We start from the raw sequence: 23131 nt of genomic DNA on the forward strand, positions 1-23131 counted from the left end.
GTTGTGGGCATGTCATGAATGTATCAGCTTTGAAATAATCATCTGGAATGCCCGGCTGATGGCGGTTGGTCAGTATTTACCGATCATCGGATCCCGCAACGGCGCTGCTTGCGCTACAATCCGCGCCGATTTCGACTTGCCTGAGAGCCCATTCCAATGTCCGTCTGCCAGACTCCTATCATCGTCGCCCTGGATTACCCCACCCGTGACGCCGCACTGAAGCTGGCTGACCAGTTGGACCCCAGGCTTTGCCGGGTCAAGGTCGGCAAGGAACTGTTCACCAGCTGCGCCGCGGAAATCGTCGGCACCCTGCGTGACAAAGGCTTCGAGGTGTTCCTCGACCTGAAATTCCACGACATCCCCAACACCACCGCCATGGCGGTCAAGGCTGCGGCCGAGATGGGCGTGTGGATGGTCAACGTACACTGCTCCGGCGGCCTGCGCATGATGACCGCCTGCCGCGAAGTGCTGGAACAGCGCAACGGCCCCAAGCCGTTGCTGATCGGCGTGACCGTGCTGACCAGCATGGAGCGCGAGGACCTGGCTGGCATCGGCCTGGACATCGAGCCTCAGGAGCAGGTACTGCGCCTGGCCGCCCTGGCGCAGAAAGCCGGCCTTGATGGCCTGGTGTGCTCGGCGCTGGAAGCCCAGGCCTTGAAGACTGCCCATCCGTCGTTGCAACTGGTGACCCCGGGGATTCGTCCGGCGGGCAGTGCCCAGGACGACCAGCGCCGCATCCTGACCCCGCGCCAGGCACTGGACGCGGGTTCCGACTACCTGGTGATCGGCCGTCCGATCAGCCAGGCGGCGGATCCGGCCAAGGCGTTGGCGGCGGTAGTCGCCGAGATCGCCTGATCGATGCGCGTTCCCACGTTCGCGTGGGGACGCGCGGATCTGCCGTGTATCAGCTGACCTTGAGCACCAATTTGCCAAAGTTTTCGCCGTTGAACAGCTTCATCAGCGTCTCCGGGAACGTCTCCAACCCCTCGACGATATCCTCCTTGCTCTTGAGCTTGCCCTGGGCCATCCAGCCGGCCATTTCCTGCCCGGCGGCGGCAAAGTTCGCCGCGTGATCCATCACCACAAAGCCTTCCATCCGTGCGCGGTTGACCAGCAGTGAGAGGTAGTTGGCCGGGCCTTTCACCGCTTCCTTGTTGTTGTACTGGCTGATGGCCCCGCAAATCACCACGCGGGCTTTCAACGCCAGCCGGCTGAGCACCGCGTCAAGAATGTCGCCGCCGACGTTATCGAAATACACATCCACACCTTTAGGGCACTCGCGCTTGAGGGCGGCGGGCACGTCTTCGTTCTTGTAGTCGATGGCGGCGTCGAAGCCCAGTTCATCCACCAGGAACTTGCACTTGTCGGCACCGCCGGCAATGCCGACCACGCGGCAGCCTTTGAGCTTGGCGATCTGCCCGGCAATGCTGCCCACGGCACCGGCCGCGCCGGAGATCACCACGGTTTCACCGGCCTTGGGCGCGCCGGTGTCCAACAGCGCGAAGTAGGCGGTCATGCCGGTCATGCCCAGCGCAGACAGGTAACGGGGCAGGGGCGCCAGCTTGGGGTCGACCTTGTAGAAGCCGCGCGGCTCGCCCAGGAAGTAATCCTGCACGCCCAGGGCGCCATTCACGTAGTCGCCGACGGCGAATTTCGGGTTATTCGAGGCAATCACCTTGCCCACACCCAGCGCGCGCATGACCTCGCCGAGGCCTACGGGCGGAATGTAGGACTTGCCTTCATTCATCCAGCCACGCATGGCCGGGTCGAGGGACAGGTATTCGTTGCGCACCAGCACCTGCCCGTCCCCGGGGGTGCCCACCGGCACGACCTGGTAAGTGAAGGTTTCCCGCGTGGCCGCGCCGACCGGGCGTTTGGCGAGCAGGAATTGGCGGTTGGTCTGGGCGGTCATGGCAAGGACTCTTTAGAAGTGAAGCATGATTGATAGACCTTGGACGGCCTGGGGGCAAGGTCAGCCGAGGGTGCGAATGCTCATTGATAGGTGCCATTGATAGTGAGCCCGGTTGCCTTATCACCATGACTCATACGGCGCTAACCGGCCTTCTGATAGTGCTGACGTGTGCGTCTCGGCGTTGGCTAGACTCGTGCCACTGCCATTAATCCCAATAGGACATCCTCCATGAGCATGACGTTTTCCGGCCAGGTCGCCCTGGTGACTGGCGCCGCCGCCGGTATTGGTCGCGCCACTGCGCTGGCGTTCGCCGCCGAAGGCTTGAAGGTCGTGGTCGCCGACCTGGACGTAGCGGGCGGCGAGGGTACGGTCGCGCTGATCCACCAGGCCGGGGGCGAGGCGCTGTTCGTGCGCTGCAACGTCACCCAGGAGGCGGATGTGCAGCAGTTGATGGCACAGACCATCGGCGCCTATGGTCGCCTGGACTATGCGTTCAATAACGCCGGCATCGAGATCGAGAAGGGCAAGCTGGCGGACGGCAGCCTGGATGAGTTCGACGCGATCATGGGCGTCAACGTCAAGGGTGTGTGGTTGTGCATGAAGTACCAGTTGCCGCTGCTGCTGGCCCAGGGCGGCGGGGCGATCGTCAACACCGCGTCGGTGGCGGGGTTGGGCGCGGCGCCGAAGATGAGTATCTATGCAGCCTCCAAACATGCGGTGATCGGCCTGACCAAATCGGCGGCGATCGAGTACGCGAAGAAGAAAATCCGCGTCAATGCCGTCTGCCCGGCGGTGATCGATACCGATATGTTCCGGCGCGCCTATGAAGCCGACCCGCGCAAGGCCGAATTCGCCGCCGCCATGCACCCGGTCGGGCGTATCGGCAAGGTGGAGGAAATTGCCAGCGCAGTGCTGTACCTGTGCAGCGACGGAGCGGCGTTCACCACCGGCCACGCCTTGGCCGTGGACGGTGGCGCGACGGCTATCTAGGACCTGGCGCCGGCCCCTTGTTCGAAAACGTCTGGGGGCGCGTGGGGCTTTTCCAAAGCTGGCAAAACGCTGTGACCGAATATGTGTCAGTAGGTAAATAAGTCAATAAAATCAATAATTTAATAAATTTATGCGGCCGGCAACCTGCTGCTTCTGTGCTTAACTCTCCGGGTTGATAACAGACAGTTGAAGTGAGTGGCTCATGGATTTAGGGATCGATCGACAGGCCCTTGTACCGGTAGTGCAGCAAATCGTCAGTGCCGTGGTGCAATGGATTCGCAAGGACGGCGTGAGTCCCGGAACACGCTTGCCATCCGTCCGCCAGTTGGCCCTGGACAACCTGCTCAGCCAATCCAGTGTGATCGAAGCATTCGAACGGATGGTCGCCCAAGGGGTGCTGGCGCCCCGGCAGGGCTCGGGATTTGTGGTGGCCCAGCCGGCTGCCTGCCACGAAGGCAACTGGTATGAGGGGGCGGAGCGCGAGTGGGGCGCCTTTGCCGACAATCCGTTGGGCGAGTTGAAACTGGGCTGCGGCTGGTTGCCCGATGCCTGGCGCGAAAGCGATGACATCAGTTACGCGATTCGCGAAGTCACCCGCACCGACACGGCCGGCCTGTTCAACTACAGCACCCCTCTGGGTCTGCCTGCGCTGCGCGAGCAACTGCTCAAGCGCCTGACCCAGATTCACATCGCCACCAGCCTGGAGCGCATCCTGACCACCGCAGGTGCCAGCCATGCCCAGGACCTGCTGATACGTACGCTGCTCAAGGCCGGCGACAGCGTGGTGGTCGAAACCCCCGGGTATGCCAATCTCTACCGGCAGCTGGCGTTCCAGGGCGTGAAACTGCTGGAAGTACCGCGTACCCGAGGCGGCCCCGACCTCCCGGCACTTGAAGCGCTGCTGCAGCACCATCATCCCAAGTGCCTGTTCATCCACAGCCTTTATCACAACCCCACGGGCACCAGCCTGTGCCGGCTGGTGGCCGAGCGCTTGCTGGAACTGGCACACCGCAAGAACTTCCTGATCATCGAGGAAGATGTCTACGGCGACCTGCAACAGGCCAGTTGCACGCGGCTTTCGGCATTGCCCCATGATGATCGGGTGATCTACGTCGCGAGTTTTTCCAAGACCCTGAGCAGCGCCTTGCGTGTGGGCTACCTCTGCGCCAGCAGTGCAATCATCGCGCAACTGGCCAGCCTTAAGACTTTGACCGGTTTCGGCACCTCCCGGTTTGCTGAAGCGGTGGTCGCGACGTTGCTGGCCAATGGCACGTATCGCAAGTGGGTGCAGCGCCTGCGCAAGCGGTTGAGCAGTGAAATGGCCGTGACCCTGCAAGTGCTGGAGGACGAAGAGTGGGAGGTGTTCGCCGTACCCACCGGCGGTATGTTCCTGTGGGCACGCCCGGGGACGGCGCAGCCTTCGCGGTTGCAGGCGTGCGCCCGGCAGTTGGGGGTGTTGTTGTCGCCTGGGGCGTTGTTCAGTCCCACCGGCGGGCACAGTGAGTGGCTACGCCTTAATGTCGCCTATGCTACTGATCAACGTGCCTTGGCGTTGTTCCGTGCGATGGGGCCCGCCAGATCGACCTCGACCATTCTGAAAACGACGAGCGTGTAGCTTTTTGCCATTATTGTGGCGCCAGTGCCTTGTGCTCAGTGCCTTTTGGTTGCGAATCTCGTTGCTTGTCCATCGGACTTGATGGCGTCCGCCATTGCAAGAGGATTCAAGTGCAATGATTTCAGGCGTGCAACGACGTTTCGCCAACCTGGGTATGGCGAAAAAACTGGGCTTGGGCTTCACCCTGGTGCTGCTGCTGACGGCGTTGGTCGCGGCTATCGGCGTGTGGTCCCTGCAAACCGTTGGCCAGCGTTTTGAAGGCCTCAAGGCCATGTCGTCGCTTAACAGCGGCTTGCTCAAGGTGCGCCTGATCGAGCAGGACTACGCGCTGCACGCCGACCCCAAGGCCGTCGACGCCTTGCATGAAAGTCTTGATGCCCTGGCGGCCCAGGCGGCCGGCCTCAAGGCCCAGTCTGCGGCGAATGTGCCGGTGATGACCGAGGTCGAGCAGGCCCTCGCAGCCTACCGTAAGGCGTTCGATGAGTTTGTCGAGCTGACGCAGACCAAGGACCTGGCGCTGGAAATGGCCAGTTGGTCGGTGTCCAGCGTGGCGAATAACCTGGATGTATTGCAGGCCGGGCTGGCGGACGACGGCGCCTATGGCCTCAAGGAAAGCCAAGGTAAGGAGGGCGCCGAGTTTATCGAGCAGGCAGGCCAGATCAGTCAGGTTTCCCGCTTGATGTTGCAGGCCATGAACGAAGCCCATGTGCGCCTGGACCAGAGCCGCAAGGCGGATGCAGACGACGCCGAGCAAGGCAAGATCGAGCAGGCCGACCAGGCCCTGGCCCAGGTCGAGCAACTGAAAACGTCGGTCAAGGACCCTGGTTATCAGACGGTGCTCAACGAAGTTTCCGGGCATATCGCCGCCTTCAGCGAAAAGCTGGGGGAATACACCGGCCTGCTGGCTCAGGAAAAAGTCGTCTACAAACAACTGCATGATCGAGCTGACCAGGTCGTCAGCCGGGTCAACCAGGCCTATGACGCTGAAGACCTGTCGATGCAGGCGCAACTGAAGAAAAGCGCGATGTTGATCATTGGCTCGTCGGCCCTGGCCTTGCTGGTGGGGTTGATTGCGGCCTGGGTGATTACCCGCTTGATCGTCGCGCCGCTGCGCAGTGTGATCGCGGTAGCCCGACAGATTGCCGCCGGGGATCTGAGCGGGCGCATGGAGGTCAGTCGTCGTGATGAAATCGGCCAGTTGATGCAGGCGATGCAGCAGATGAGCAGCGGCCTAAGCCAGATGGTCAGCGGCCTGCAGGCCGGTATCGAACAATTGGCCAGCTCGGCGCAGTCGCTGTCCAGCGTGACCGAGCAGACCAACGTCGAGGTGAGCAGCCAAAAGGAGGAAACCGAGCAGGTTGCCACTGCGATGAACCAGATGACCGCCACTGTGCACGATGTGGCGCGCAACGCCGAAGAGGCCGCGCAAGCCGCGCAGACGGCGGACGAGAAGGTCGACAGTGGCCAACAGGTGGTGCGCCAGAGTTTGCAGCGCATCGAGCTGCTGGCCACTTCCAGTACCCGCGCAAGCACCAGCATCGAGAGCCTCAGTGCCGAAATCCAGCATATCGGCACCGTGCTGGGCGTGATCAAAAGCGTTGCCGAACAGACCAACCTGCTGGCCTTGAACGCCGCCATCGAAGCTGCCCGCGCCGGTGAACAGGGCCGAGGTTTTGCGGTCGTGGCCGATGAAGTCCGGGCACTGGCCAAGCGCACCCAGCAATCGACCGAAGAAATCGAGCGGCTCGTCAGTACCTTGCGCAGCGCGGCGCAATCATCGGTGCAGCAGATCCAGCAAAGTGGCGAACTGGTCAAGCTGGCGGTCAGCGATGCGCTGGAAACCGAAAGTGCCCTGGGCAGCATTGCGGTAGCGGTGTCGTTGATCCAGCAGATGAATCAGCAGATTGCCGCTGCGGCTGAGGAGCAGAGCTCGGTGGCCGAAGAGATCAACCGCAGTGTCACCAGTATTCGTGCGAGTGCCGATCAATCGGCGTTGAGCATGCAGGGCAATGCGGCGTCGAGCATCCAACTGGCGCAGTTGGGGGCGGAGCTCAAGGGGATGGTGGGGCACTTCCGCCTTTGATCGCCGCCCCGAGGCGGCGATCGAAGGGGGGCGATCAGGCGTGGTTGGCGAGGAAGGTCAGCAGCGCTTCGTTGACGAAATCCGGGTTCTCCCGGCTGGAGATATGCCCGGCGTCTGGAATCAGGATCAGGGCACAGCCAATCAGCTCGGCCATTTCCTCGGATTCGGCGGGTGGCCGAGGCTTGTCCTGTTCGCCACACATCACCAAGGTGGTATCGGCGTCCAACTGCGGTAGTTGTTCCAACACATCTTCGCGGCTGAAGATCAATCGACCCAGGGGGACGATGCTGTGCAGCAGGCGTTCCCGGGGAAAGTCCTGCAGTGACTTGCGAAAATCCTGGTAGAGCGCCGATTCGCGGTCGATGTCGGGGCGAAAGAAGATCGGCGCGATCACATCCAGCAACGGCTCAGGAATGGCGCCGGCGTCTTCAATCATCTTGAACAACGAGAAGTAATACTGGCGCGTGGCCTCTGGCTCGGCACCGAGGTAGGTGTCCATCAGCACCAGGCTGTTGATCCGCTCGGGGGCCTGCAACGCCAGGCGTGCGCCCCACATGCCGCCCACCGACAGGCCTGCCAGGTTGATCTGTGCGATCTCCAAATGGTCAAGCAGGGCCAGGGCCTGGCGCGCAAGGTCGTCGAGGGTGTGGGTGGGGGTGGGGAGTTGGCCCGATTCGCCGTGGCCCCACAGTTCGGGCACGATGACCCGGTACTGTTGCGACAGGGCTTCGATCTGCGGGGCCCACATGTCGCGGTCCCACAGGTAGCTTGAACCGAGCAGGACGACAGGGCCGGTGCCCTGGTCGACGTAATGCAGCGGTTGTCCATCAATGACGGCGATAGGCATAGCGGGCCTCTGACTTCACGGAGTGAGGGGCACTTTTTTACGCTAGTCGGGGGCGGGGCGATAGATGCAAATTGATGGCATGTTGGGGCGAGCGGGCAGCCCGCTCACCCCAGGGGAGTGGGCAGATCAGTCGTAGATGACTTTCTTTTTCCACTCGGCATCGGCGTCGACTTCTTTCATGCCTTCGGTCAATTCGTTGACTTCCTCCGCCGCCTGTTTGCTGTTAGCCAGGACGGTCGAGTTGGCGCGGGCCAGTTGACCTTCCAGCAATTGCAGCTGTGCACTGTAGAGCACCGGTTCAGGCTGCTTGCGCAGGTACTGCACGCCACGTTCGAAGGCCAGGCGCGCCTGGCCAGGCTGGCCCTGCTGCAAGGCGTGCTGGCCGAGGTTGTTGAAGAACTCGATGTGCAACAGCACCAGGATATGGCGGATTTCCTTGATCCAGTGCTTGGCTTCGTTGGTCGGCAGGAACCCGTCCTGGGCGGCGCGGGTGACCTGGCCATGCAGGGCTTCCAGCAGGAAGCGCACGTCCTTGGCCTTGGCTTCGGTCTGGATCGGCGCCGGCGGGTTGTTCACCGGGATGGACTCGCCCTGGGCCACCAGCGTGTTCAGCTCGGTGATACGGGCCTTGAGCGGTGCACTGGTCTTGTTGAGGTTCAACAGGCGTTGATTGACGTTGAGCTCCAGGCGGGCCAGTAAGAGCTTGAGCGCCGGGGTCATCAGTTGGCCAGGGAAGGTCTCGGTGATCTCACCGCAACGGCGCAGGCGATCATTAAGCTCGATCTCGGTGCGCTTCTTTTCCAGCTTGTTGTTTTCCACCACGTGGTTCATGTAGCCAATGGCGATCAGTATTACGATCCCGGCTATTACCAGCAGGGTGATCATGAGTGGTGTCACCGGTGTGACCTCTTTGATAGGGTTTACAGTGGAGTGTAGTGACTGGGCTTGTCGACGGATAGGACTGATCGACCAGTTACCCAGGTAGTTCTTCTATATAAGTAGCCGCTCCCTGCGTAGATGCACATTGCCATCACTTGCTGGAACGAACTATAGCGCCTTGTCGGACGCCAGAATATAGGCGTCAAGGCCTGGACGGGCAGAATGCCCTGCGCGGGTCGGTAAACACGGGCGAAGTCATTGATTTAAATAAATTTATCCTTGGGGGTTGACGACCTTTCAATCCATCCATAGAATGCGCGCCACTTACAGCGTAAAGCACACAGCGAAACGCGGTAGGGAGTGAATGTTGTACGTGTGTCCCCTTCGTCTAGTGGCCTAGGACACCGCCCTTTCACGGCGGTAACAGGGGTTCGAGTCCCCTAGGGGACGCCATATGCGGGAATAGCTCAGTTGGTAGAGCACGACCTTGCCAAGGTCGGGGTCGCGAGTTCGAGTCTCGTTTCCCGCTCCAATTTACAAGCAGTGTGGCTTTCGGGCGGCACTGAGTGAAACCAGGACCAAGTCTTCGGACGAGGCCTCTGGGCACTGAAATACACACCATGTGTTTCAGTAGCGTGTCCCCTTCGTCTAGTGGCCTAGGACACCGCCCTTTCACGGCGGTAACAGGGGTTCGAGTCCCCTAGGGGACGCCATTTGCGGGAATAGCTCAGTTGGTAGAGCACGACCTTGCCAAGGTCGGGGTCGCGAGTTCGAGTCTCGTTTCCCGCTCCATATTCAACAAAAACGCCGATCAGTGATGATCGGCGTTTTTGTTTGTGCGTTATTTGTTCATCTGCCTGAACCTGTCATCTTCCTGGCTCAGATCCTGGCGTGTTCGAGATATAGTCTGGCGTTTGAGTTCAAGGAGCACGCGTGATGGCAGAAACTTCTCAATCGTCCGGTGAAACCAAGGTCGCCCCATTGGGTATCAGCGCCTTGGAAAAAGCATGGGATTTCCATTGGGCAATGCGCTTTGTCAGCGTTGTGCTGTTTCTTGATATCGCTTTGCTAATCCATACCCGGACGCCCTTGGTGGAATGGACGACCAGCAGCGACGCATTGCTTGCTGACTTGGGATTCCTGGCGGTCACCGCTGCCTCTTTTGCGCTGGTGGTGTCTTTCGTTCTGCCGCTGTTGACGGAAATCGTTCGTGGGATCGGCACAAGGTTGCGAATGGCCTTTCCAAAGCTCTTGGGTGATGCCTATACACCTCCTTCAAGGGGGAGCGGTTATGTGTGGGCCAACGACCTTCTGGACCTGGCACTGAAGGAAAACAGTGATTTCCTGCTTAGCTGGTATCAGCGGCATGTGCAGTTGCGAGAACAGCACCGGTTGATGATGAACAAAGTAGCGCACTTGGTGTTTGGTTGTTTGGTGCTGTCCGTCGTGGATTGGGCGGTGCCATATTTTGGATTCGGCACTGGTTCGCTGATTTTCTCGGCCATGCATGTACTGGGTGATACGGGGCTGTTTCTGGCCAGCATGGTCGTGGTAGCGGGCGGGGTAATGTTGGCGTCGGCATGGTTTGCCATCGAGTCTTCCCTGTATATCTACTACCCACCCCTGGACATGTTGCAGCGGGAGCAGGAGCGCAAGCGATACCTGGGCGCATGAAGAACCTGAATAAAAATGCCGATCATCACTGACCGGCGTTTTTTTGCGCACACTTCAATCGCTGTCAGAGCTTCGGCAACTGTCCGATACGCCCCATCATTTCGGTGACGATCTGCAGATCCAGCAAGAACTGGTCGACCGTCTTGAACTCATTGTCGGTGTGCCCGGTGTACTTCACTTCCGGCCGCGCCAGGCCGAATTGCACGCCATTGGGCAGTTCATGCACGGACGTCGCGCCGGCTGAGGTGCCGAATTTGTGCTCCATGCCCAGGTTTTCGCTGGCCACGGCCAACAAGGCCTTCACCCACTCACCTTCCGGGTTGCGGTACATCGGTTCGGCGACCGAGTAAGTGAAGTCCACATTGACTTTGGTTTGCTTGTCCCAGGCGCTCAACTTGTCCGAAATCTCGGCTTTCAGTTTATCCGGCGATTTGCCCTTTGGTACACGCAGGTTCACCGCCAGCTTGAAGGCTTTGTCATCCAGGCCGACAAAGGTCAGCGAGGTGGTCAGCGGCCCCATGAAATCATCGGAGAAACCCACGCCCAATTTGCCGCCCAGATAATCCAGGCCCCAGTTGTCCGAGGCATAACGGGCCGCGTCGGTGATGTGGTTGTGCTTGAGGGCGATCTTGCCGTCGATGCTGTGGATCAGCTCCAGCATGCGCGACACCGGGTTGATGCCGGATTCGGGCTCGGAGGAGTGCGCGGAAACCCCGGTCACTGTCAGCTTGACCTCTTTGCCAACCACCTTGGCTGTCACTTCGAAATCACCGCCGTTGCGTTTGGCATACTCCGTACCGGCTTTTTGCAGGCTGGCGGCCAGTTCGGCCGGCGTGTCGCTGATCAACGTGGCAACCGAGGCCGAGGGAATCTGGTTGGTGGCCATGCCGCCGGTCATCGCAATGATTTCCGCGCCTTTGCCTTCCCCTTTGCGGCGCGGGAAGGTGGCCATGACAGTGCCATAACCTTTTTCGGCAATCACCACCGGGTAGCCGCCATCCAGCGCCAGGTTGTACTGTGGCGTCGGGTTGCGTTCGAAGTAATAGGGGATCGCGTCGCCGGAAGTTTCTTCGGTGGTGTCCACCAGCAGCTTGAAGTTTCGTGCCAGCGGCAACTTTTCTTCCTTGATCACCTTCATGGCGTACATCGCCACCACGATGCCGTTTTTGTCATCCTCGGTGCCACGCCCATACATGCGGTCGCCGATCAGCGTGACCTTGAACGGGTCGAGCCTGGTGCCGTCTTTCAAGACCCAGTTCTCCGGCGTCACCGGCACCACGTCGGCGTGGGCGTGGATACCCACCACTTCGTCGCCGCTGCCTGCCAGGGAAATCTCGTACACGCGGTTGTCGATGTTACGGAAGTTCAGGTTGAAGGTCTTGGCCAGGGCCTGGATCTTGTCGGCAATCCGGATGAATTCCGGATTTTTGTACTGCGGCACGCCGTCCACGTTGAAGGTCGGGATTTCTACCAGTTCGCGCAGGGTATCTAAGGCGGCCTTGCCGTATTTCACTCGGGTGTAAATACCCAGCAGGCGGTGGATCTCGTTCTGCTGGTCGGCACTCAGGGTTTTGTTATCGAGGAAGGCACCGATCGCCGGGCCTACGTCGTCGGCCTTGCCCAGGTCGCCTTTGGCCAGGGTGCCGAGGAAACCACGGAAATCCGTGACCGACGTTTCGCTGAAGCTCTTCAGGATCGCCGTGCTTTGCTCTGGGGTGATGTTGGCAAAGGCAGGCGTGGTCATCACCGAAAGGCCGGTCGCGAACAGGGTGGCAGCCGCCAATTGCTTGAGTCGAAAGTGCATGGTCAGGGGCATTCCTTTGCAAAGGGAAATAGGGGATTCCTGATCAACGTGTCAGAAATATTTCGACACACTACCACTGCCAAGGTGTGCCCGGGAGGCCACTGGGAGGCTTATCTAAAAACTCGATATCACCCTCGACTCCGTGCTTTAGTCCAGGCTGTAACGCACCGACAACGCGCCCTTTTTCTCCGAAAGCGCCAGGATCGTTACCTGACCCAACTCGCCCAGCGTTTGCACATGGGTACCGCCGCAAGCGTAGGTGGGCAGATCACCGAAGCCCACTTCGCGGGTGCCGTCGTCCAGGGCCATATGGCGCGGATAGTCGGCGGCGATCCATTGGTTGATCTGCTGTTGAATGATCTCGGCGTCCATGGCTTGCGCGGTTTCGCCACGGATAAAAGTGATCTTGCCTTCACCTGGCCAGTGGTGCGCCTTGATCGGCATCCAACCCAGGGTTTCGCCGGCGTTGCCGATCAAATGCCCGGCGGAGTGCAGGCGGGTGTGCAGGGTTCGGCGCGGTTCGTCGACTCGCGCGGTGATGGGGCCCGGTTCCACCGGTTGGTTGACATAGTGCACCACGCGATCGGTTTCCTGGGTGACTCGCAGCACCTGGCTGTCGCCCAGCCAGCCGGTATCGAACGGCTGGCCACCGCCTTGGGGATGAAAAATCGTCGATTGCAAAACGACCGCAAACTGGCCCTCGCAGGGGGTGCAACTGAGTACTTCAAGCTCGGCGGTCAGGTGGTCATGGGTGAAAAACAGGCGCTCGGTCATTTTCTACATCCGCATCAGGGTTCTGCGGGGAGTATAAATAGTGCGTGGATAGGTGATAATCCACTCAATTATCAATGGACCTGTGCGTCATGAGCATCAATCTTCCTTTGCCGCTGCTGGGCGAAATGGCGATTTTCGTCAAGGTAGTGGAGACCGGCAGCTTCTCCGAAGCGGCGCGACAATTGAGCGTTTCGCCGTCGGCGGTGAGCCGTAGCATCTCGCGCCTGGAAAAGGCCCTGGCTACCCGCTTGTTGCAACGCACCACACGCAAATTGCGCCTGAGTGAAGCCGGTGAGGAGGTCTTCAAGCGCTGCCGGGAAATGGTCAGCGCGGCGCGCTCAGTGATGGAAATCAGCGGCCAGTTCACCCACGAGGCCGAGGGCCTGGTGCGGGTCAGTGTGCCGAAGGCGGTCGGGCGGTTTGTGGTGCACCCGCATATGCCGGAGTTTCTGCGGCGCTATCCCAAGGTGGATGTGCAACTGATCCTTGAAGACCGGCATGTGGACCTGATCGACGACAATGTCGACCTGAGCATTCGCATCACCGACAGTCCGCCACCGGGGCTGGTCGGGCGACAGCTATTGCCCATCGAGCACTTGCTCTGCGCGACACCGCAGTACCTGGACGAGCATGGCACGCCGAGTCATCCCCAGGATTTGCTGGAGCACAGTTGTATCTACCTGGGGGAAACACCGGGTGACTCGCGCTGGAAATTCCGCCAGGGCGGCAAGGCGGTGACGGTCGGCGTGCGTGGGCGTTATGCGGCGAACCACACCGGCGTTCGGCTGGATGCGGTGTTGCAGCACGTGGGAATTGGCAGCTTGCCGTATTTCACCGCGCGTCATGCGTTGGAGGAGGGGCGCTTGGTACAGGTGTTGCCCGGGTGGGACTTTATTGCGTCCTACCATGGCGAGGCGTGGTTGTTGCATTCGCCTACGCGCTACCTGCCGCCGAAATTGCGGGTGTTTATCGACTATCTGGTGGAGTGCATGGCGAGGGAGCCGACATTGCGCCGGCGATAGGCGCGGTCGAAAATGTGGGAGGAGGGCTTGCTCCCTCCCGCATTCAGTTGTGCAGTGTCTTGAACAATCAGTGTTTGCTTTGGTCCTGCGGCATGGCCAGCAGTTGCTTTTCCTGGTTCCAGTCGAAGGGTTCGTCGTTTTGTTCGGCTTCAAAGCGACGCTCTTCCAGGGCCTGGTACAGGTCCAGTTCTTCGTCGGGCATGAAGTGCAGGCAATCGCCGCCGAAGAACCACAGCAGGTCGCGCGGGACCAGGTGGGCGATCTGCGGGTAGCGCAGGATGACCTGGCTCATCAGGTCCTGGCCCAGGTACTGGCTTTCGATCGGGTCGATCGGCAGCAGGGCGCGCAGTTCGTCGAAGCGCTCCAGGAACAGGGTGTGGCTTTCCTCGGGCACCTGTTCGGCTTCGCCGACGGCAACCAGGATGCTGCGCAGGTGGTCGAGCAAGACGAGATGATCGGCAACGACGTTGGACACGAGATAAGTCCTCTAAAGCAAAAACGGGCGCGAGAGTATATGCCTCTCGCGCCCGTTTTTATATGACCGCCGGACTCAGCGGACTTTACCTTCAGCGTGTACCAGCTCTTCCTTGCTGAAATCATCCACGTCGATCACCTTGCGCCGTGCCGCTTCGGCGTCACGCAAGGTTTGCGCTTCCGCCGGTTGCAGCACACCGGCATGCAGCGCGGCGTCGATGGCATGCTCGCCGGCAGTCGGTTTGACCTGGCCGCTTTTGAGCGCGGCATGCAGTTTTTTCTGCAGCGGGTGGCTGGCACCCAGCAGGTCGTAGGCGTGTTGCAGCGCGCCCACCGGATCGTCTGCCGATTGTGGGCGGTAGCAACCAGCCAGCAATTCTTCCAGGGTCGGATCGCCTTTGGCGCGCCCAATCACCGCGGCCACTTCCGCATCCAGCGCATCGGACGGACCGGTATGGCGACGCCCGAACGGGAACACAATCACCCGCAGCAGGCAGCCCAGCACTTTATTCGGGAAGTTGGTCAACAGTTCATCCAGCGCACGCTCGGACTCGCCGAGGCTTTCTTCCATGGCCCAGGCGAACAGCGGTTCCAGGTGATCCGGCGAATCCAGGTCGTGGTAACGCTTGAGTGCCGCCGATGCCAGGTACATGTGGCTCAGTACGTCACCGAGGCGTGCCGACAGGCGTTCGCGGCGTTTCAACTCGCCACCCAGCAGCATCATGCTCAGGTCTGCCAGCAGCGCGAACGCGGCAGCCTGGCGGTTCAATGCGCGGAAATAACCCTGGCTCAAACGGTTGCCCGGGGCTTTCTCGAAGTGCCCCACGCCGAGGTTCAGCACCAGGGTGCTGGCGGCATTGCTCACGGCAAAGCCAATGTGTTGCATCAGCAGCCCGTCGAACTCCTTCAGCGCCTGATCGTGGTCCTCACGACCGGCCAGCGCCATTTCCTTGAGCACGAACGGATGGCAGCGGATGGCACCCTGGCCGAAGATCATCAGGTTGCGCGAGAGGATGTTCGCGCCTTCCACGGTGATGAAGATCGGCGCGCCCTGCCAGCTGCGGCCCAGGTAGTTGTTCGGGCCCATGATGATGCCCTTGCCGCCGTGTACGTCCATGGCGTGGCTGATGCACTCGCGGCCGCGTTCGGTCAGGTGGTACTTGAGGATCGCCGACAGCACCGAGGGTTTTTCCCCAAGGTCCACGGCATTGGCGGTGAGCATGCGTGCGCTGTCCATCAGCCAGGCGTTGCCGCCGATGCGCGCCAGGGCTTCCTGGATACCTTCGAAGGCTGACAGCGGTACGTTGAACTGCTCGCGCACCTGGGCGTACTGGCCGGTGACCAGGCTGGTGAACTTGGCAGCGCCGGTGCCCACGGCGGGCAGGGAGATCGAACGGCCGACCGACAGGCAGTTCATCAGCATCATCCAGCCTTTGCCGAGCATTTCCTGGCCGCCGATGAGGTATTCCAAGGGGATGAACACGTCCTTGCCGGAGTTCGGACCGTTCATGAACGCGGCGCCGAGGGGCAGGTGGCGACGGCCGATTTCCACACCGGCGGTGTCGGTAGGGATCAGTGCGAGGCTGATACCCAGGTCTTCTTCTTCACCCAGCAGGTGGTCGGGGTCATGGGCCTTGAAGGCCAGGCCCAGCAGGGTCGCGACCGGGCCAAGGGTGATGTAGCGTTTTTCCCAGTTCAGGCGCAGGCCGAGGGTTTCCTTGCCTTCCCATTCGCCTTTGCAGATCACCCCCGTGTCAGGCATGGCGCCGGCATCGGAACCGGCCAGCGGGCCGGTGAGGGCGAAGCAGGGGATGTCATCGCCACGCGCCAGGCGCGGCAGGTAGTGGTTGCGTTGTTCGTCGGTGCCGTAATGCAACAGCAATTCGGCCGGGCCGAGGGAGTTGGGCACCATCACGGTGGAGGCCAGGTCGCCGCTGCGGGTGGCGAGTTTCATCGCGACCTGGGAGTGTGCATAAGCGGAGAAGCCCTTGCCGCCATATTCCTTGGGAATGATCAGGGCGAAGAAACCGTGGGTCTTGATGTGCTCCCACGCGGCCGGCGGCAGGTCCATGGCCTGGCCGATTTCCCAGTCGCTGACCATGGCGCAGAGTTCTTCGGTGGGGCCGTCGATAAAGGCCTGTTCTTCCTCGGTCAGTTGGACCTTGGGGTAGGCCAGCAATTTGTCCCAGTCGGGACGACCGCTGAACAGTTCGCCGTCCCACCACACGGTGCCGGCGTCGATGGCGTCGCGCTCGGTCTCGGACATCGGCGGCAGGACTTTCTGGAACCAGCTGAACAGCGGCTTGGTGAAGTATTGGCGGCGCAGGTCCGGCAGCAGCAAGGGCGCGGCCACCACAGCGATCAATACCCAGAAAATCAGCAGCAGCCAACCCGGTGCATGGCTCCAGGCGCCCATCGCCAGCAGGTAAACGGCGACCACGCCCAGGGCGGGCAGGGGGGCGACGCGGCGATGTGCCAGGTAGGCAATGCCGACCACCAGAACCAGTATCCACAACAACAGCATATTCAATCCTCCGTGAAACCAGGGGCGAAACCACCAGGGAGCTTAGTCGGCATCCGAACAAGCGGGGTGATCAGGGTGTTACAAGTTGTACTGGGAACACCTGGCATCAGGCGCCGACATTTGGCCGAATCGTCGTTATCTCCGTGGCGGACCTGTCGTTAAACTCCAGGCTTCCTTCGGAGATCAAACTCATGGATACGTACCTGAGCCCCAGCCGCTTCATCGATAGTGACCACCCTGCGGTGGTGGAGTTCGCCGAAAAACACCGCGGCTCCAGCGCGAATTTACGTGACCAGGCGGTCAGTCTCTATTACGCCGTGCGTGAGGCGATTCGCTACAACCCCTACACCTTCAGCCGCGACCCCGGCAGCCTCAGCGCCAGCTTTGCCCTGGCCGCCGGCGAAAGCTATTGCGTGCCCAAGGCCACCTTGCTCGCCGCCTGCGCTCGCCACTGCGGCATCCCGGCGCGCATCGGTCTTGCGGATGTGCGCAATCATCTGTCGACACCGCGCCTGATCGCGTTGCTCAAAAGCGATGTGTTCGCGATGCACGGCTACACCGAGCTTTACCTGGATGGCCGCTGGGTTAAGGCGACGCCGGCGTTCAACCGCCAACTCTGTGAGGTGTTCGACGTGCCACCACTGGACTTCGACGGGATCAACGACAGCGTGTTCCATGCATTCAACCGCCAGGGGCAGCGCTCGATGGAGTACGTGGTGGACCATGGGCAGTTTCCCGATGTGCCCGAGGATTTCTTCTTCGCCCATCTGGAGAAATGTTACCCGCACCTGTTTGCCGAACAGATGCCGGCCTTGTTGGGCGACATGCAGAGCGATTTGAGCCGCGGGTGAACCGGCGTATGCTGCTGCGTTCATCCAGCCATGTTCATCAACAAAAAGGCGCGGTCATGCTGAAAATCTGGGGTCGTAAAAATTCATCAAACGTCAGGAAAGCACTGTGGTGCGCCGAGGAACTCGGCCTGGACTATGAGGCAATTGATGCGGGCGGGGCTTTTGGCGTGGTGGACACGCCGCAATACCGGGCATTGAACCCGAATGGCCGGGTGCCGATGATCGAGGATGGCGACTTTGTGCTGTGGGAGTCCAACACCATCGTGCGCTACCTCTGCGCCAAACACGCGTCGGGGTTATACCCGAGCGACCTGCAGGCGCGTGCCAGCGCCGAGAAATGGATGGACTGGACCACCTCGACCCTCGCCGAGCCGTTCAAGGCCGTGTTCTGGGGCGTTGTGCGCACCCCGGCGGAGAAGCAGGACTGGGGCAGCATCAACGCCGGGCGTCAGGCCTGTATCGATGCACTGAGTACCGTTGACGATGCATTGGCCGAGCAGCCTTACCTGTCGGGCGAGACCTTCGGCATGGGTGATATTCCCCTCGGCTGCTTTATCTACGCCTGGTTCGAGATGCCCATCGAGCGCCCTGCGATGCCCCATCTGGAGGCCTGGTACCAGCGCCTGCAACAGCGCCCGGCCTACCGCAAGGCGGTCATGACCGCGTTGACTTAATACTGACTATTAATACAGGTGACTGTACTTGTGCGGCTCGGGCAAGCACCATGCCTGTCATGCGCCGCCGTTGAACTACGTGCGCTGCGCCCTCATCTACTCTTTCTATTCCCTTCTTTGGTGCGTATTCCGATATGAGTTCCGCTCTGTCCATCCGGCAGCTAACCAAAACCTACGGCAACGGTTTCCAGGCCCTGAGTGGTATCGATCTGGACGTTGCCGAAGGTGACTTCTTCGCCTTGCTCGGCCCCAACGGCGCCGGCAAATCCACCACCATCGGTATCCTCTCCACTCTGGTCAACAAGACCAGCGGCACGGTGAATATCTTCGGCCACGACCTGGACAAATCCCCGGCGGCGCTCAAGCGTTCCATCGGCGTGGTGCCCCAGGAATTCAACTTCAACCAGTTTGAAAAGACTTTCGACATTGTCGTGACCCAGGCTGGTTACTACGGCATCCCGGCGAAAGTTGCCAAGGAGCGCGCCGAGCAATACCTGACCCAGTTGGGCCTGTGGGACAAGCGCGACGTGCCGTCCCGGTCGCTGTCCGGCGGCATGAAGCGTCGCCTGATGATTGCCCGTGCGCTGGTGCATGAACCGCGCCTGTTGATCCTCGATGAGCCCACCGCCGGCGTGGATATCGAACTGCGTCGCTCGATGTGGACCTTCCTCACCGAGCTGAACGAGAAGGGCATCACCATCATCCTCACCACCCATTACCTGGAAGAGGCTGAGCAGCTGTGCCGCAACATCGGCATCATCGACCACGGCACCATAGTCGAGAACACCAGCATGCGTAACCTGCTGGGCCAACTGCATGTGGAAACCTTCCTGCTCGACCTGAAGAACAACCTGTCGGCACCGCCGCAATTGCTCGGTTACCCCAGCCGCCTGGTGGACAGCCATACCCTGGAAGTCCAGGTGGATAAAGCCATGGGCATCACCGCGTTGTTCACCCAGTTGGCGGCGCAGAACATCGACGTGCTGAGCCTGCGTAATAAAACCAATCGCCTTGAGGAGTTGTTCGTGTCCTTGGTGGAGAAAAATCTGACGAAGGTGGCGGTATGAGTTCTGAGCTGCAGCCCAACCTTGTCGCACTGCAGACCATCGTCTACCGCGAAGTGAAGCGCTTTACCCGGATCTGGCCGCAGACCCTGCTGCCGCCGGCGATCACCATGGTGTTGTACTTTGTGATCTTCGGTAACCTGATCGGTCGGCAGATCGGCGACATGGGTGGTTTCACCTATATGGAGTACATCGTGCCGGGCCTGATCATGATGTCGGTGATCACCAACTCCTATGGCAACGTGGTCTCCAGTTTCTTCGGCAGCAAGTTCCAGCGCTCCATCGAAGAGCTGATGGTCTCGCCGGTGTCGCCGCATACCATTTTGATCGGCTACACCTTGGGTGGCGTACTGCGCGGCTTGATGGTGGGCGTGATCGTGACGCTGCTGTCGCTGTTCTTCACCCACCTGCAGGTGCATCACCTCGGCGTCACCATTCTGGTGGTGGTGCTGACGGCGACGATCTTCTCGCTGCTGGGGTTTATCAACGCCGTATTTGCACGCAATTTCGATGACATCTCGATCATCCCGACCTTCGTGCTGACGCCGCTGACCTACCTGGGCGGGGTGTTCTACTCCATCACCTTGCTACCGCCGTTCTGGCAGACCGTGTCGCTGGCCAACCCGGTGCTGCACATGGTCAACGCCTTCCGCTACGGCATCCTGGGCGTGTCGGATATCAAGATCAGCGTGGCGATCACCTTCATGCTGGTGGCGACGGTGGTGTTGTATATCGGTTGCGCGAAGCTGCTGGTGAGCGGGCGCGGGATGCGTACCTGATAAAGCGCGGTCAAAAAATGTGGGAGGGGGCTTGCCCCCTCCCACATTTGGTTTTGTTTCAGGTCTTCAGGCCTGCAGAGCCAGCTCGATCAGCGCGTGCAGTTCTTCAACCGTCAGCGGCGCGCTTGAGAACAGAATACGAAACACCGTCGGTGCTGCCAGCAGATTGATCAAGTGGTCCACGCTTGGTGGCGACTGGTGCGGATAACGGTCGACAATCGCCTGAAGCTGCCCACTCAAGATGCTCACGCAGTAGCCCGGCGTCCCCCTGCATTGCAGGTCGCGCATCATGTTGCGGCCCGGCTCCGAACTCATCTCATCCAGGTATTGCTCGGCCCATGCCCGCAAGTCGCCACGCAGGCTGCCGGTGTTGGCGGGCTCGCTGTCGGGGCGCATACGCGCCAGGGCCACATCCGCGAGCAGCACCGAGAGGTCGCCCCAGCGCCGGTAGATAGTCGAGGGCGTTACGCCTGCGCGCGCGGCAATCATCGGCACCGTGACACTGGAGCGCTCATGGGTTTCGAGCAATTCACGCACGGCCGAGTGGACCGATTCCTGTACCCGGGCACTGCGGCCCCCCGGGCGGAGGCCTTCTTTTATCGCCATGTTGCGACCTTAACACAAAGAATTTGCTTTAAGCGCCGGCGGGTAGCACACTCCGCAAAAGCAAAGTATTAGCTTTAGCGGAGCGTGCCCATGTCCAGCCTCACTTCTCATCGTTCCAGCCTGGTGTTCCTCGCGGTCACGTTGCTGACGTTTCTCGCCGCTTCCAGTGCGCCGACACCGTTGTACCACCTGTATCAGGAGGGCCTGCATTTTTCGGCGGGCACGCTCACGCTGATCTTTGGCGTGTACGCCTTGAGCCTGTTGGCGGCGCTGTTGACCGTGGGCTCGCTGTCGGACCACCTGGGACGCAGGCCCGTGATTTTTACGGCATTGGTCCTGAATATGTTGGCGATGCTGCTGTTTATCAATGAAGACAGTGTGGCCTGGCTGATCGCAGCGCGTACCGTACAGGGGTTTGCCACCGGCATGGCCACGGCGGTGCTGGGCGCGGCCTTGCTCGACACCGACCGCCAGCAGGGCCCGCTGGTCAACAGCGTGGCACCTCTGCTGGGCATGGCGTGCGGTGCGATGGGCAGCAGTGTGCTGGCGGAGTTCGCGCCACTGCCGACGCAGTTGATCTACTGGACGCTGCTGGCGCTGATGCTGATGCAGGCGCTGTATGTGTGGCGCCTGCCGGAAACCGTTGATCGTATTCCCGGTGCACTGGCCTCGCTGCGCCCCACGCTGCATGTGCCGCCCCAGGCGCGTCGCGCGTTGTGGCTGTCTTTGCCGGTGGACGTGGCGGTGTGGGCGATGGGGGGCTTTTACTTGTCCCTGGCGCCGTCGCTGGTACGGGCGGCGACAGGCTCTACATCGAACCTTATCGGTGGCGGCCTGGTGGCGGTGCTGACGTTGAGCGGGGCGCTGATGATCTTCACCCTGCGCAATCGCCCGGCCAGCAAGGTGCTGCGCCTGGGCGCGACGCTGCTGGCGGTGGGGGTGGCGCTGATCCTTACGGCGGTGCACAGCGCCAGCCTGCTGCTGTTTTTTATCGCCACATTGATCGCCGGCAGCGGCTTTGGCGCCGGCTTTCTCGGCGCATTGCGCAGTGTGGTGCCGCTGGCTTTGCCCCATGAACGGGCAGGCTTGATGTCGGCATTCTATGTGCTGAGTTATTTGGCGTTTTGCTTGCCTTCGCTGCTGGCGGGCAACCTGATTCGCCGCTTTGGCCTGATCGTCACCACCGACGGTTACGGCGCCGTACTGATCCTGCTGGCCCTCGGGGCGTTGGTCGCCTTGCTGCTGCAGGATTCGGCAAAATCCAAGGCGGCCTGCATATCTGTAAAGTAGATAACAGTTAGAGATATTACCCGTTATATAGATATTCGATCAGGTTCTACCATGGCCTCAACCTCATGCGAGGAAGAGGATTGCCATCATGAACTGCTCGACGACCATCAGCTACAAACCCTTCAGTCACCTGACCCGGCCTCGGGAAGTGATTCGCCAATTCACCCCCAACTGGTTCGCCGCGACCATGGGCACCGGGGTGCTGGCGCTGGCCCTGGCGCAATGGCCGGTCAACCTGCCAGGTGTGCAGGCCATTGCCGAAGCACTGTGGTGGTTCACCATTGGCCTGTTCATTCTGTTCAGTGCCTTGTATACCGCGCGCTGGGTGATGTTTTTCCACGAGGCGCGGCGGATTTTCGGGCACTCCACGGTCTCGATGTTCTTCGGCACCATCCCCATGGGCCTGGCGACCATTCTCAATGGCTTGCTGCTGTTTGGCCTGCCGCGTTGGGGCGCCGATGTGATCCCGCTGGCCGAAGCCCTGTGGTGGCTGGATGTGGCGATGGCCCTGGCCTGCGGTGTGCTGATTCCCTTCATGATGTTCACCCGCCAGGAACACAGCATCGACCAGATGACTGCGGTCTGGCTGCTGCCGGTGGTGGCGGCCGAAGTCGCCGCAGCCAGCGGCGGCTTGCTCGCGCCGCACCTGGCGGACGCTCATTCGCAACTGGTGATGCTGGTGACCAGCTACGTGTTGTGGGCGTTTTCCCTGCCGGTGGCGTTCAGCATCCTGACCATCCTGATGTTGCGCATGGCCCTGCACAAACTGCCCCACGCCAACATGGCGGCGTCGAGCTGGCTGGCGTTGGGCCCGATCGGTACCGGTGCCCTGGGCATGTTGTTGCTGGGCGGCGATGCTCCGGCGATCTTTGCCGCCAATGGCTTGCCCGGCGTGGGTGAAATAGCCAATGGGCTCGGCCTGGTCGCAGGCATCACCCTGTGGGGCTTCGGCTTGTGGTGGATGCTGATCGCAGTATTGATCACCCTGCGTTACCTGCGCGGCGGTATCCCATTCAACCTCGGTTGGTGGGGCTTCACCTTCCCGTTGGGGGTGTACGCCCTGGCCACGCTGAAGCTGGCGAACCTGCTGCACCTGGGCTTCTTCAGCGCCTTCGGTAGCCTGCTGGTGGCGGCGTTGGCGCTGATGTGGCTGATCGTGGCCAAGCGCACTGTGCAGGGCGCCTACAAAGGCGAGCTTTTTGTTTCGCCGTGCATTGCAGGACTAGGGAATAAGTAAGCGGAGTTAGGTAAAGTCGTGGCCTGATAACT

Annotated in this window: 20 protein-coding genes, 4 tRNA genes and 1 pseudogene; 17 read left to right on the forward strand and 8 right to left on the reverse strand. The window is 60.8% G+C overall.

Translation table 11 applies throughout. The annotated features are described in order from the left end of the window. Positions 1-156: 156 nt before the first annotated feature. Positions 157-855 carry an orotidine-5'-phosphate decarboxylase gene (gene pyrF, locus B9N88_RS25135; protein WP_027607084.1) on the forward strand — a complete coding sequence of 233 codons (699 nt, stop codon included), beginning with the start codon at positions 157-159 and terminating at the stop codon, positions 853-855. A gap of 49 nt (positions 856-904) precedes the next feature. On the opposite strand, the gene B9N88_RS25140 is transcribed toward pyrF, so the two are convergent. Beyond that, complete coding sequence (locus B9N88_RS25140; RefSeq protein WP_027607085.1) at positions 905-1912, reverse strand: NADP-dependent oxidoreductase; 1008 nt, start codon at positions 1910-1912, stop codon at positions 905-907. Between the two features lie 228 nt (positions 1913-2140). Between B9N88_RS25140 and B9N88_RS25145 the strand changes: the two genes are divergently transcribed. From B9N88_RS25145 to B9N88_RS33385, 4 genes and pseudogenes are all read left to right on the forward strand, one after another. Further along, the gene (locus B9N88_RS25145) at positions 2141-2902 is read left to right on the forward strand and encodes an SDR family oxidoreductase (RefSeq protein WP_027607086.1); all 762 of its coding nucleotides are present in this window, start codon (positions 2141-2143) and stop codon (positions 2900-2902) included. Positions 2903-3104: 202 nt separating this feature from the next. Beyond that, entirely contained in the window at positions 3105-4517 is a 1413-nt protein-coding gene (locus B9N88_RS25150) for an aminotransferase-like domain-containing protein (RefSeq protein WP_027607087.1), read from the forward strand. A 1024-nt stretch (positions 4518-5541) separates the two neighbouring features. Further along, positions 5542-5694: pseudogene (locus B9N88_RS33380) on the forward strand (HAMP domain-containing protein); the annotation flags it as partial. A 201-nt stretch (positions 5695-5895) separates the two neighbouring features. Beyond that, complete coding sequence (locus tag B9N88_RS33385; protein WP_371263386.1) at positions 5896-6600, forward strand: methyl-accepting chemotaxis protein; 705 nt, start codon at positions 5896-5898, stop codon at positions 6598-6600. Between the two features lie 34 nt (positions 6601-6634). Here B9N88_RS33385 and B9N88_RS25160 read toward each other — a convergent pair whose 3' ends face one another. Together B9N88_RS25160 and B9N88_RS25165 are read right to left on the reverse strand one after the other, a co-directional pair. Then, positions 6635-7447 (reverse strand): alpha/beta fold hydrolase, encoded by an 813-nt coding sequence (locus B9N88_RS25160; protein WP_027607089.1) that lies wholly within the window; start codon positions 7445-7447, stop codon positions 6635-6637. Between the two features lie 126 nt (positions 7448-7573). After that, the gene (locus tag B9N88_RS25165; protein WP_027607090.1) at positions 7574-8344 is read right to left on the reverse strand and encodes a hypothetical protein; all 771 of its coding nucleotides are present in this window, start codon (positions 8342-8344) and stop codon (positions 7574-7576) included. 359 nt (positions 8345-8703) lie between these two features. On the opposite strand from B9N88_RS25165, the gene B9N88_RS25170 reads away from it, so the two are divergent. The 5 genes from B9N88_RS25170 (at position 8704) to B9N88_RS25190 (ending at position 10000) form a co-directional block, all read left to right on the forward strand. Continuing rightward, positions 8704-8779: transfer RNA gene (locus B9N88_RS25170), tRNA-Glu, on the forward strand. Between the two features lie 3 nt (positions 8780-8782). Continuing rightward, positions 8783-8858: transfer RNA gene (locus B9N88_RS25175), tRNA-Gly, on the forward strand. A gap of 105 nt (positions 8859-8963) precedes the next feature. Next, positions 8964-9039: transfer RNA gene (locus B9N88_RS25180), tRNA-Glu, on the forward strand. 3 nt (positions 9040-9042) lie between these two features. Continuing rightward, positions 9043-9118, forward strand: a tRNA-Gly gene (locus B9N88_RS25185). 144 nt (positions 9119-9262) lie between these two features. Further along, complete coding sequence (locus B9N88_RS25190) at positions 9263-10000, forward strand: hypothetical protein (protein ID WP_027607091.1); 738 nt, start codon at positions 9263-9265, stop codon at positions 9998-10000. 64 nt (positions 10001-10064) lie between these two features. Here the strand turns inward: B9N88_RS25190 and B9N88_RS25195 are convergent, their stop codons facing one another. Beyond that, positions 10065-11804 carry a dipeptidase gene (locus B9N88_RS25195; protein WP_027607092.1) on the reverse strand — a complete coding sequence of 580 codons (1740 nt, stop codon included), beginning with the start codon at positions 11802-11804 and terminating at the stop codon, positions 10065-10067. A 147-nt stretch (positions 11805-11951) separates the two neighbouring features. Next, on the reverse strand, positions 11952-12578 hold the full coding sequence (locus B9N88_RS25200) for a serine-tRNA(Ala) deacylase AlaX (RefSeq protein WP_027607093.1): 627 nt from the start codon (positions 12576-12578) through the stop codon (positions 11952-11954). An 89-nt stretch (positions 12579-12667) separates the two neighbouring features. Between B9N88_RS25200 and B9N88_RS25205 the strand changes: the two genes are divergently transcribed. Beyond that, positions 12668-13600 (forward strand): LysR family transcriptional regulator, encoded by a 933-nt coding sequence (locus B9N88_RS25205; RefSeq protein ID WP_027607094.1) that lies wholly within the window; start codon positions 12668-12670, stop codon positions 13598-13600. A 67-nt stretch (positions 13601-13667) separates the two neighbouring features. On the opposite strand, the gene B9N88_RS25210 is transcribed toward B9N88_RS25205, so the two are convergent. Together B9N88_RS25210 and B9N88_RS25215 are read right to left on the reverse strand one after the other, a co-directional pair. Further along, positions 13668-14075, reverse strand: coding sequence for a PA2817 family protein (locus B9N88_RS25210; protein WP_010567536.1), 408 nt, complete (start codon positions 14073-14075; stop codon positions 13668-13670). Between the two features lie 75 nt (positions 14076-14150). Next, a complete protein-coding gene (locus B9N88_RS25215) occupies positions 14151-16598 on the reverse strand; it encodes an acyl-CoA dehydrogenase (protein ID WP_027607095.1) in 2448 nt (815 codons plus the stop codon). Between the two features lie 191 nt (positions 16599-16789). Between B9N88_RS25215 and B9N88_RS25220 the strand changes: the two genes are divergently transcribed. The 4 genes from B9N88_RS25220 to B9N88_RS25235 all read left to right on the forward strand — a co-directional run bounded on the left by B9N88_RS25220 (position 16790) and on the right by B9N88_RS25235 (position 19966). After that, positions 16790-17449, forward strand: coding sequence for a transglutaminase-like domain-containing protein (locus B9N88_RS25220; protein ID WP_027607096.1), 660 nt, complete (start codon positions 16790-16792; stop codon positions 17447-17449). A 56-nt stretch (positions 17450-17505) separates the two neighbouring features. Then, the gene (locus B9N88_RS25225) at positions 17506-18123 is read left to right on the forward strand and encodes a glutathione S-transferase family protein (RefSeq protein ID WP_027607097.1); all 618 of its coding nucleotides are present in this window, start codon (positions 17506-17508) and stop codon (positions 18121-18123) included. Between the two features lie 134 nt (positions 18124-18257). Then, positions 18258-19190, forward strand: a complete 933-nt coding sequence (locus B9N88_RS25230) for an ABC transporter ATP-binding protein (protein WP_027607098.1) — start codon at positions 18258-18260, stop codon at positions 19188-19190. Then, positions 19187-19966: an ABC transporter permease gene (locus tag B9N88_RS25235; RefSeq protein WP_012723134.1), complete on the forward strand. Its 780-nt coding sequence runs from the start codon at positions 19187-19189 to the stop codon at positions 19964-19966. Before B9N88_RS25230 ends, B9N88_RS25235 begins: the two co-directional genes overlap by 4 nt. Before the next feature lie 66 nt (positions 19967-20032). Here B9N88_RS25235 and B9N88_RS25240 read toward each other — a convergent pair whose 3' ends face one another. After that, complete coding sequence (locus tag B9N88_RS25240) at positions 20033-20572, reverse strand: TetR/AcrR family transcriptional regulator (protein WP_027607099.1); 540 nt, start codon at positions 20570-20572, stop codon at positions 20033-20035. 90 nt (positions 20573-20662) lie between these two features. Between B9N88_RS25240 and B9N88_RS25245 the strand changes: the two genes are divergently transcribed. Both B9N88_RS25245 and B9N88_RS25250 read left to right on the forward strand, forming a co-directional pair. Continuing rightward, on the forward strand, positions 20663-21862 hold the full coding sequence (locus B9N88_RS25245) for an MFS transporter (protein WP_027607100.1): 1200 nt from the start codon (positions 20663-20665) through the stop codon (positions 21860-21862). An 88-nt stretch (positions 21863-21950) separates the two neighbouring features. Then, complete coding sequence (locus tag B9N88_RS25250; RefSeq protein ID WP_027607101.1) at positions 21951-23099, forward strand: TDT family transporter; 1149 nt, start codon at positions 21951-21953, stop codon at positions 23097-23099. Positions 23100-23131 lie beyond the last annotated feature (32 nt).

Source organism: Pseudomonas sp. LAMO17WK12:I1 (assembly GCF_900177315.1).
Classification (GTDB): domain Bacteria; phylum Pseudomonadota; class Gammaproteobacteria; order Pseudomonadales; family Pseudomonadaceae; genus Aquipseudomonas; species Aquipseudomonas marginalis.

Coding starts and splice junctions, on each gene's coding strand:
- B9N88_RS25150 (WP_027607087.1), top strand. CDS start 3,105: ATGGATTTAGGGATCGATCGACAGGCCCTTGTACCGGTAGTGCAGCAA.
- B9N88_RS25200 (WP_027607093.1), bottom strand. CDS start 12,578: ATGACCGAGCGCCTGTTTTTCACCCATGACCACCTGACCGCCGAGCTT.
- B9N88_RS25205 (WP_027607094.1), top strand. CDS start 12,668: ATGAGCATCAATCTTCCTTTGCCGCTGCTGGGCGAAATGGCGATTTTC.
- B9N88_RS25220 (WP_027607096.1), top strand. CDS start 16,790: ATGGATACGTACCTGAGCCCCAGCCGCTTCATCGATAGTGACCACCCT.
- B9N88_RS25160 (WP_027607089.1), bottom strand. CDS start 7,447: ATGCCTATCGCCGTCATTGATGGACAACCGCTGCATTACGTCGACCAG.
- B9N88_RS25140 (WP_027607085.1), bottom strand. CDS start 1,912: ATGACCGCCCAGACCAACCGCCAATTCCTGCTCGCCAAACGCCCGGTC.
- B9N88_RS25225 (WP_027607097.1), top strand. CDS start 17,506: ATGCTGAAAATCTGGGGTCGTAAAAATTCATCAAACGTCAGGAAAGCA.
- B9N88_RS25235 (WP_012723134.1), top strand. CDS start 19,187: ATGAGTTCTGAGCTGCAGCCCAACCTTGTCGCACTGCAGACCATCGTC.
- B9N88_RS25215 (WP_027607095.1), bottom strand. CDS start 16,598: ATGCTGTTGTTGTGGATACTGGTTCTGGTGGTCGGCATTGCCTACCTG.
- B9N88_RS25230 (WP_027607098.1), top strand. CDS start 18,258: ATGAGTTCCGCTCTGTCCATCCGGCAGCTAACCAAAACCTACGGCAAC.
- B9N88_RS33385 (WP_371263386.1), top strand. CDS start 5,896: ATGACCGCCACTGTGCACGATGTGGCGCGCAACGCCGAAGAGGCCGCG.
- B9N88_RS25195 (WP_027607092.1), bottom strand. CDS start 11,804: ATGCACTTTCGACTCAAGCAATTGGCGGCTGCCACCCTGTTCGCGACC.
- B9N88_RS25240 (WP_027607099.1), bottom strand. CDS start 20,572: ATGGCGATAAAAGAAGGCCTCCGCCCGGGGGGCCGCAGTGCCCGGGTA.
- B9N88_RS25190 (WP_027607091.1), top strand. CDS start 9,263: ATGGCAGAAACTTCTCAATCGTCCGGTGAAACCAAGGTCGCCCCATTG.
- B9N88_RS25245 (WP_027607100.1), top strand. CDS start 20,663: ATGTCCAGCCTCACTTCTCATCGTTCCAGCCTGGTGTTCCTCGCGGTC.
- B9N88_RS25250 (WP_027607101.1), top strand. CDS start 21,951: ATGAACTGCTCGACGACCATCAGCTACAAACCCTTCAGTCACCTGACC.
- B9N88_RS25145 (WP_027607086.1), top strand. CDS start 2,141: ATGAGCATGACGTTTTCCGGCCAGGTCGCCCTGGTGACTGGCGCCGCC.
- pyrF (WP_027607084.1), top strand. CDS start 157: ATGTCCGTCTGCCAGACTCCTATCATCGTCGCCCTGGATTACCCCACC.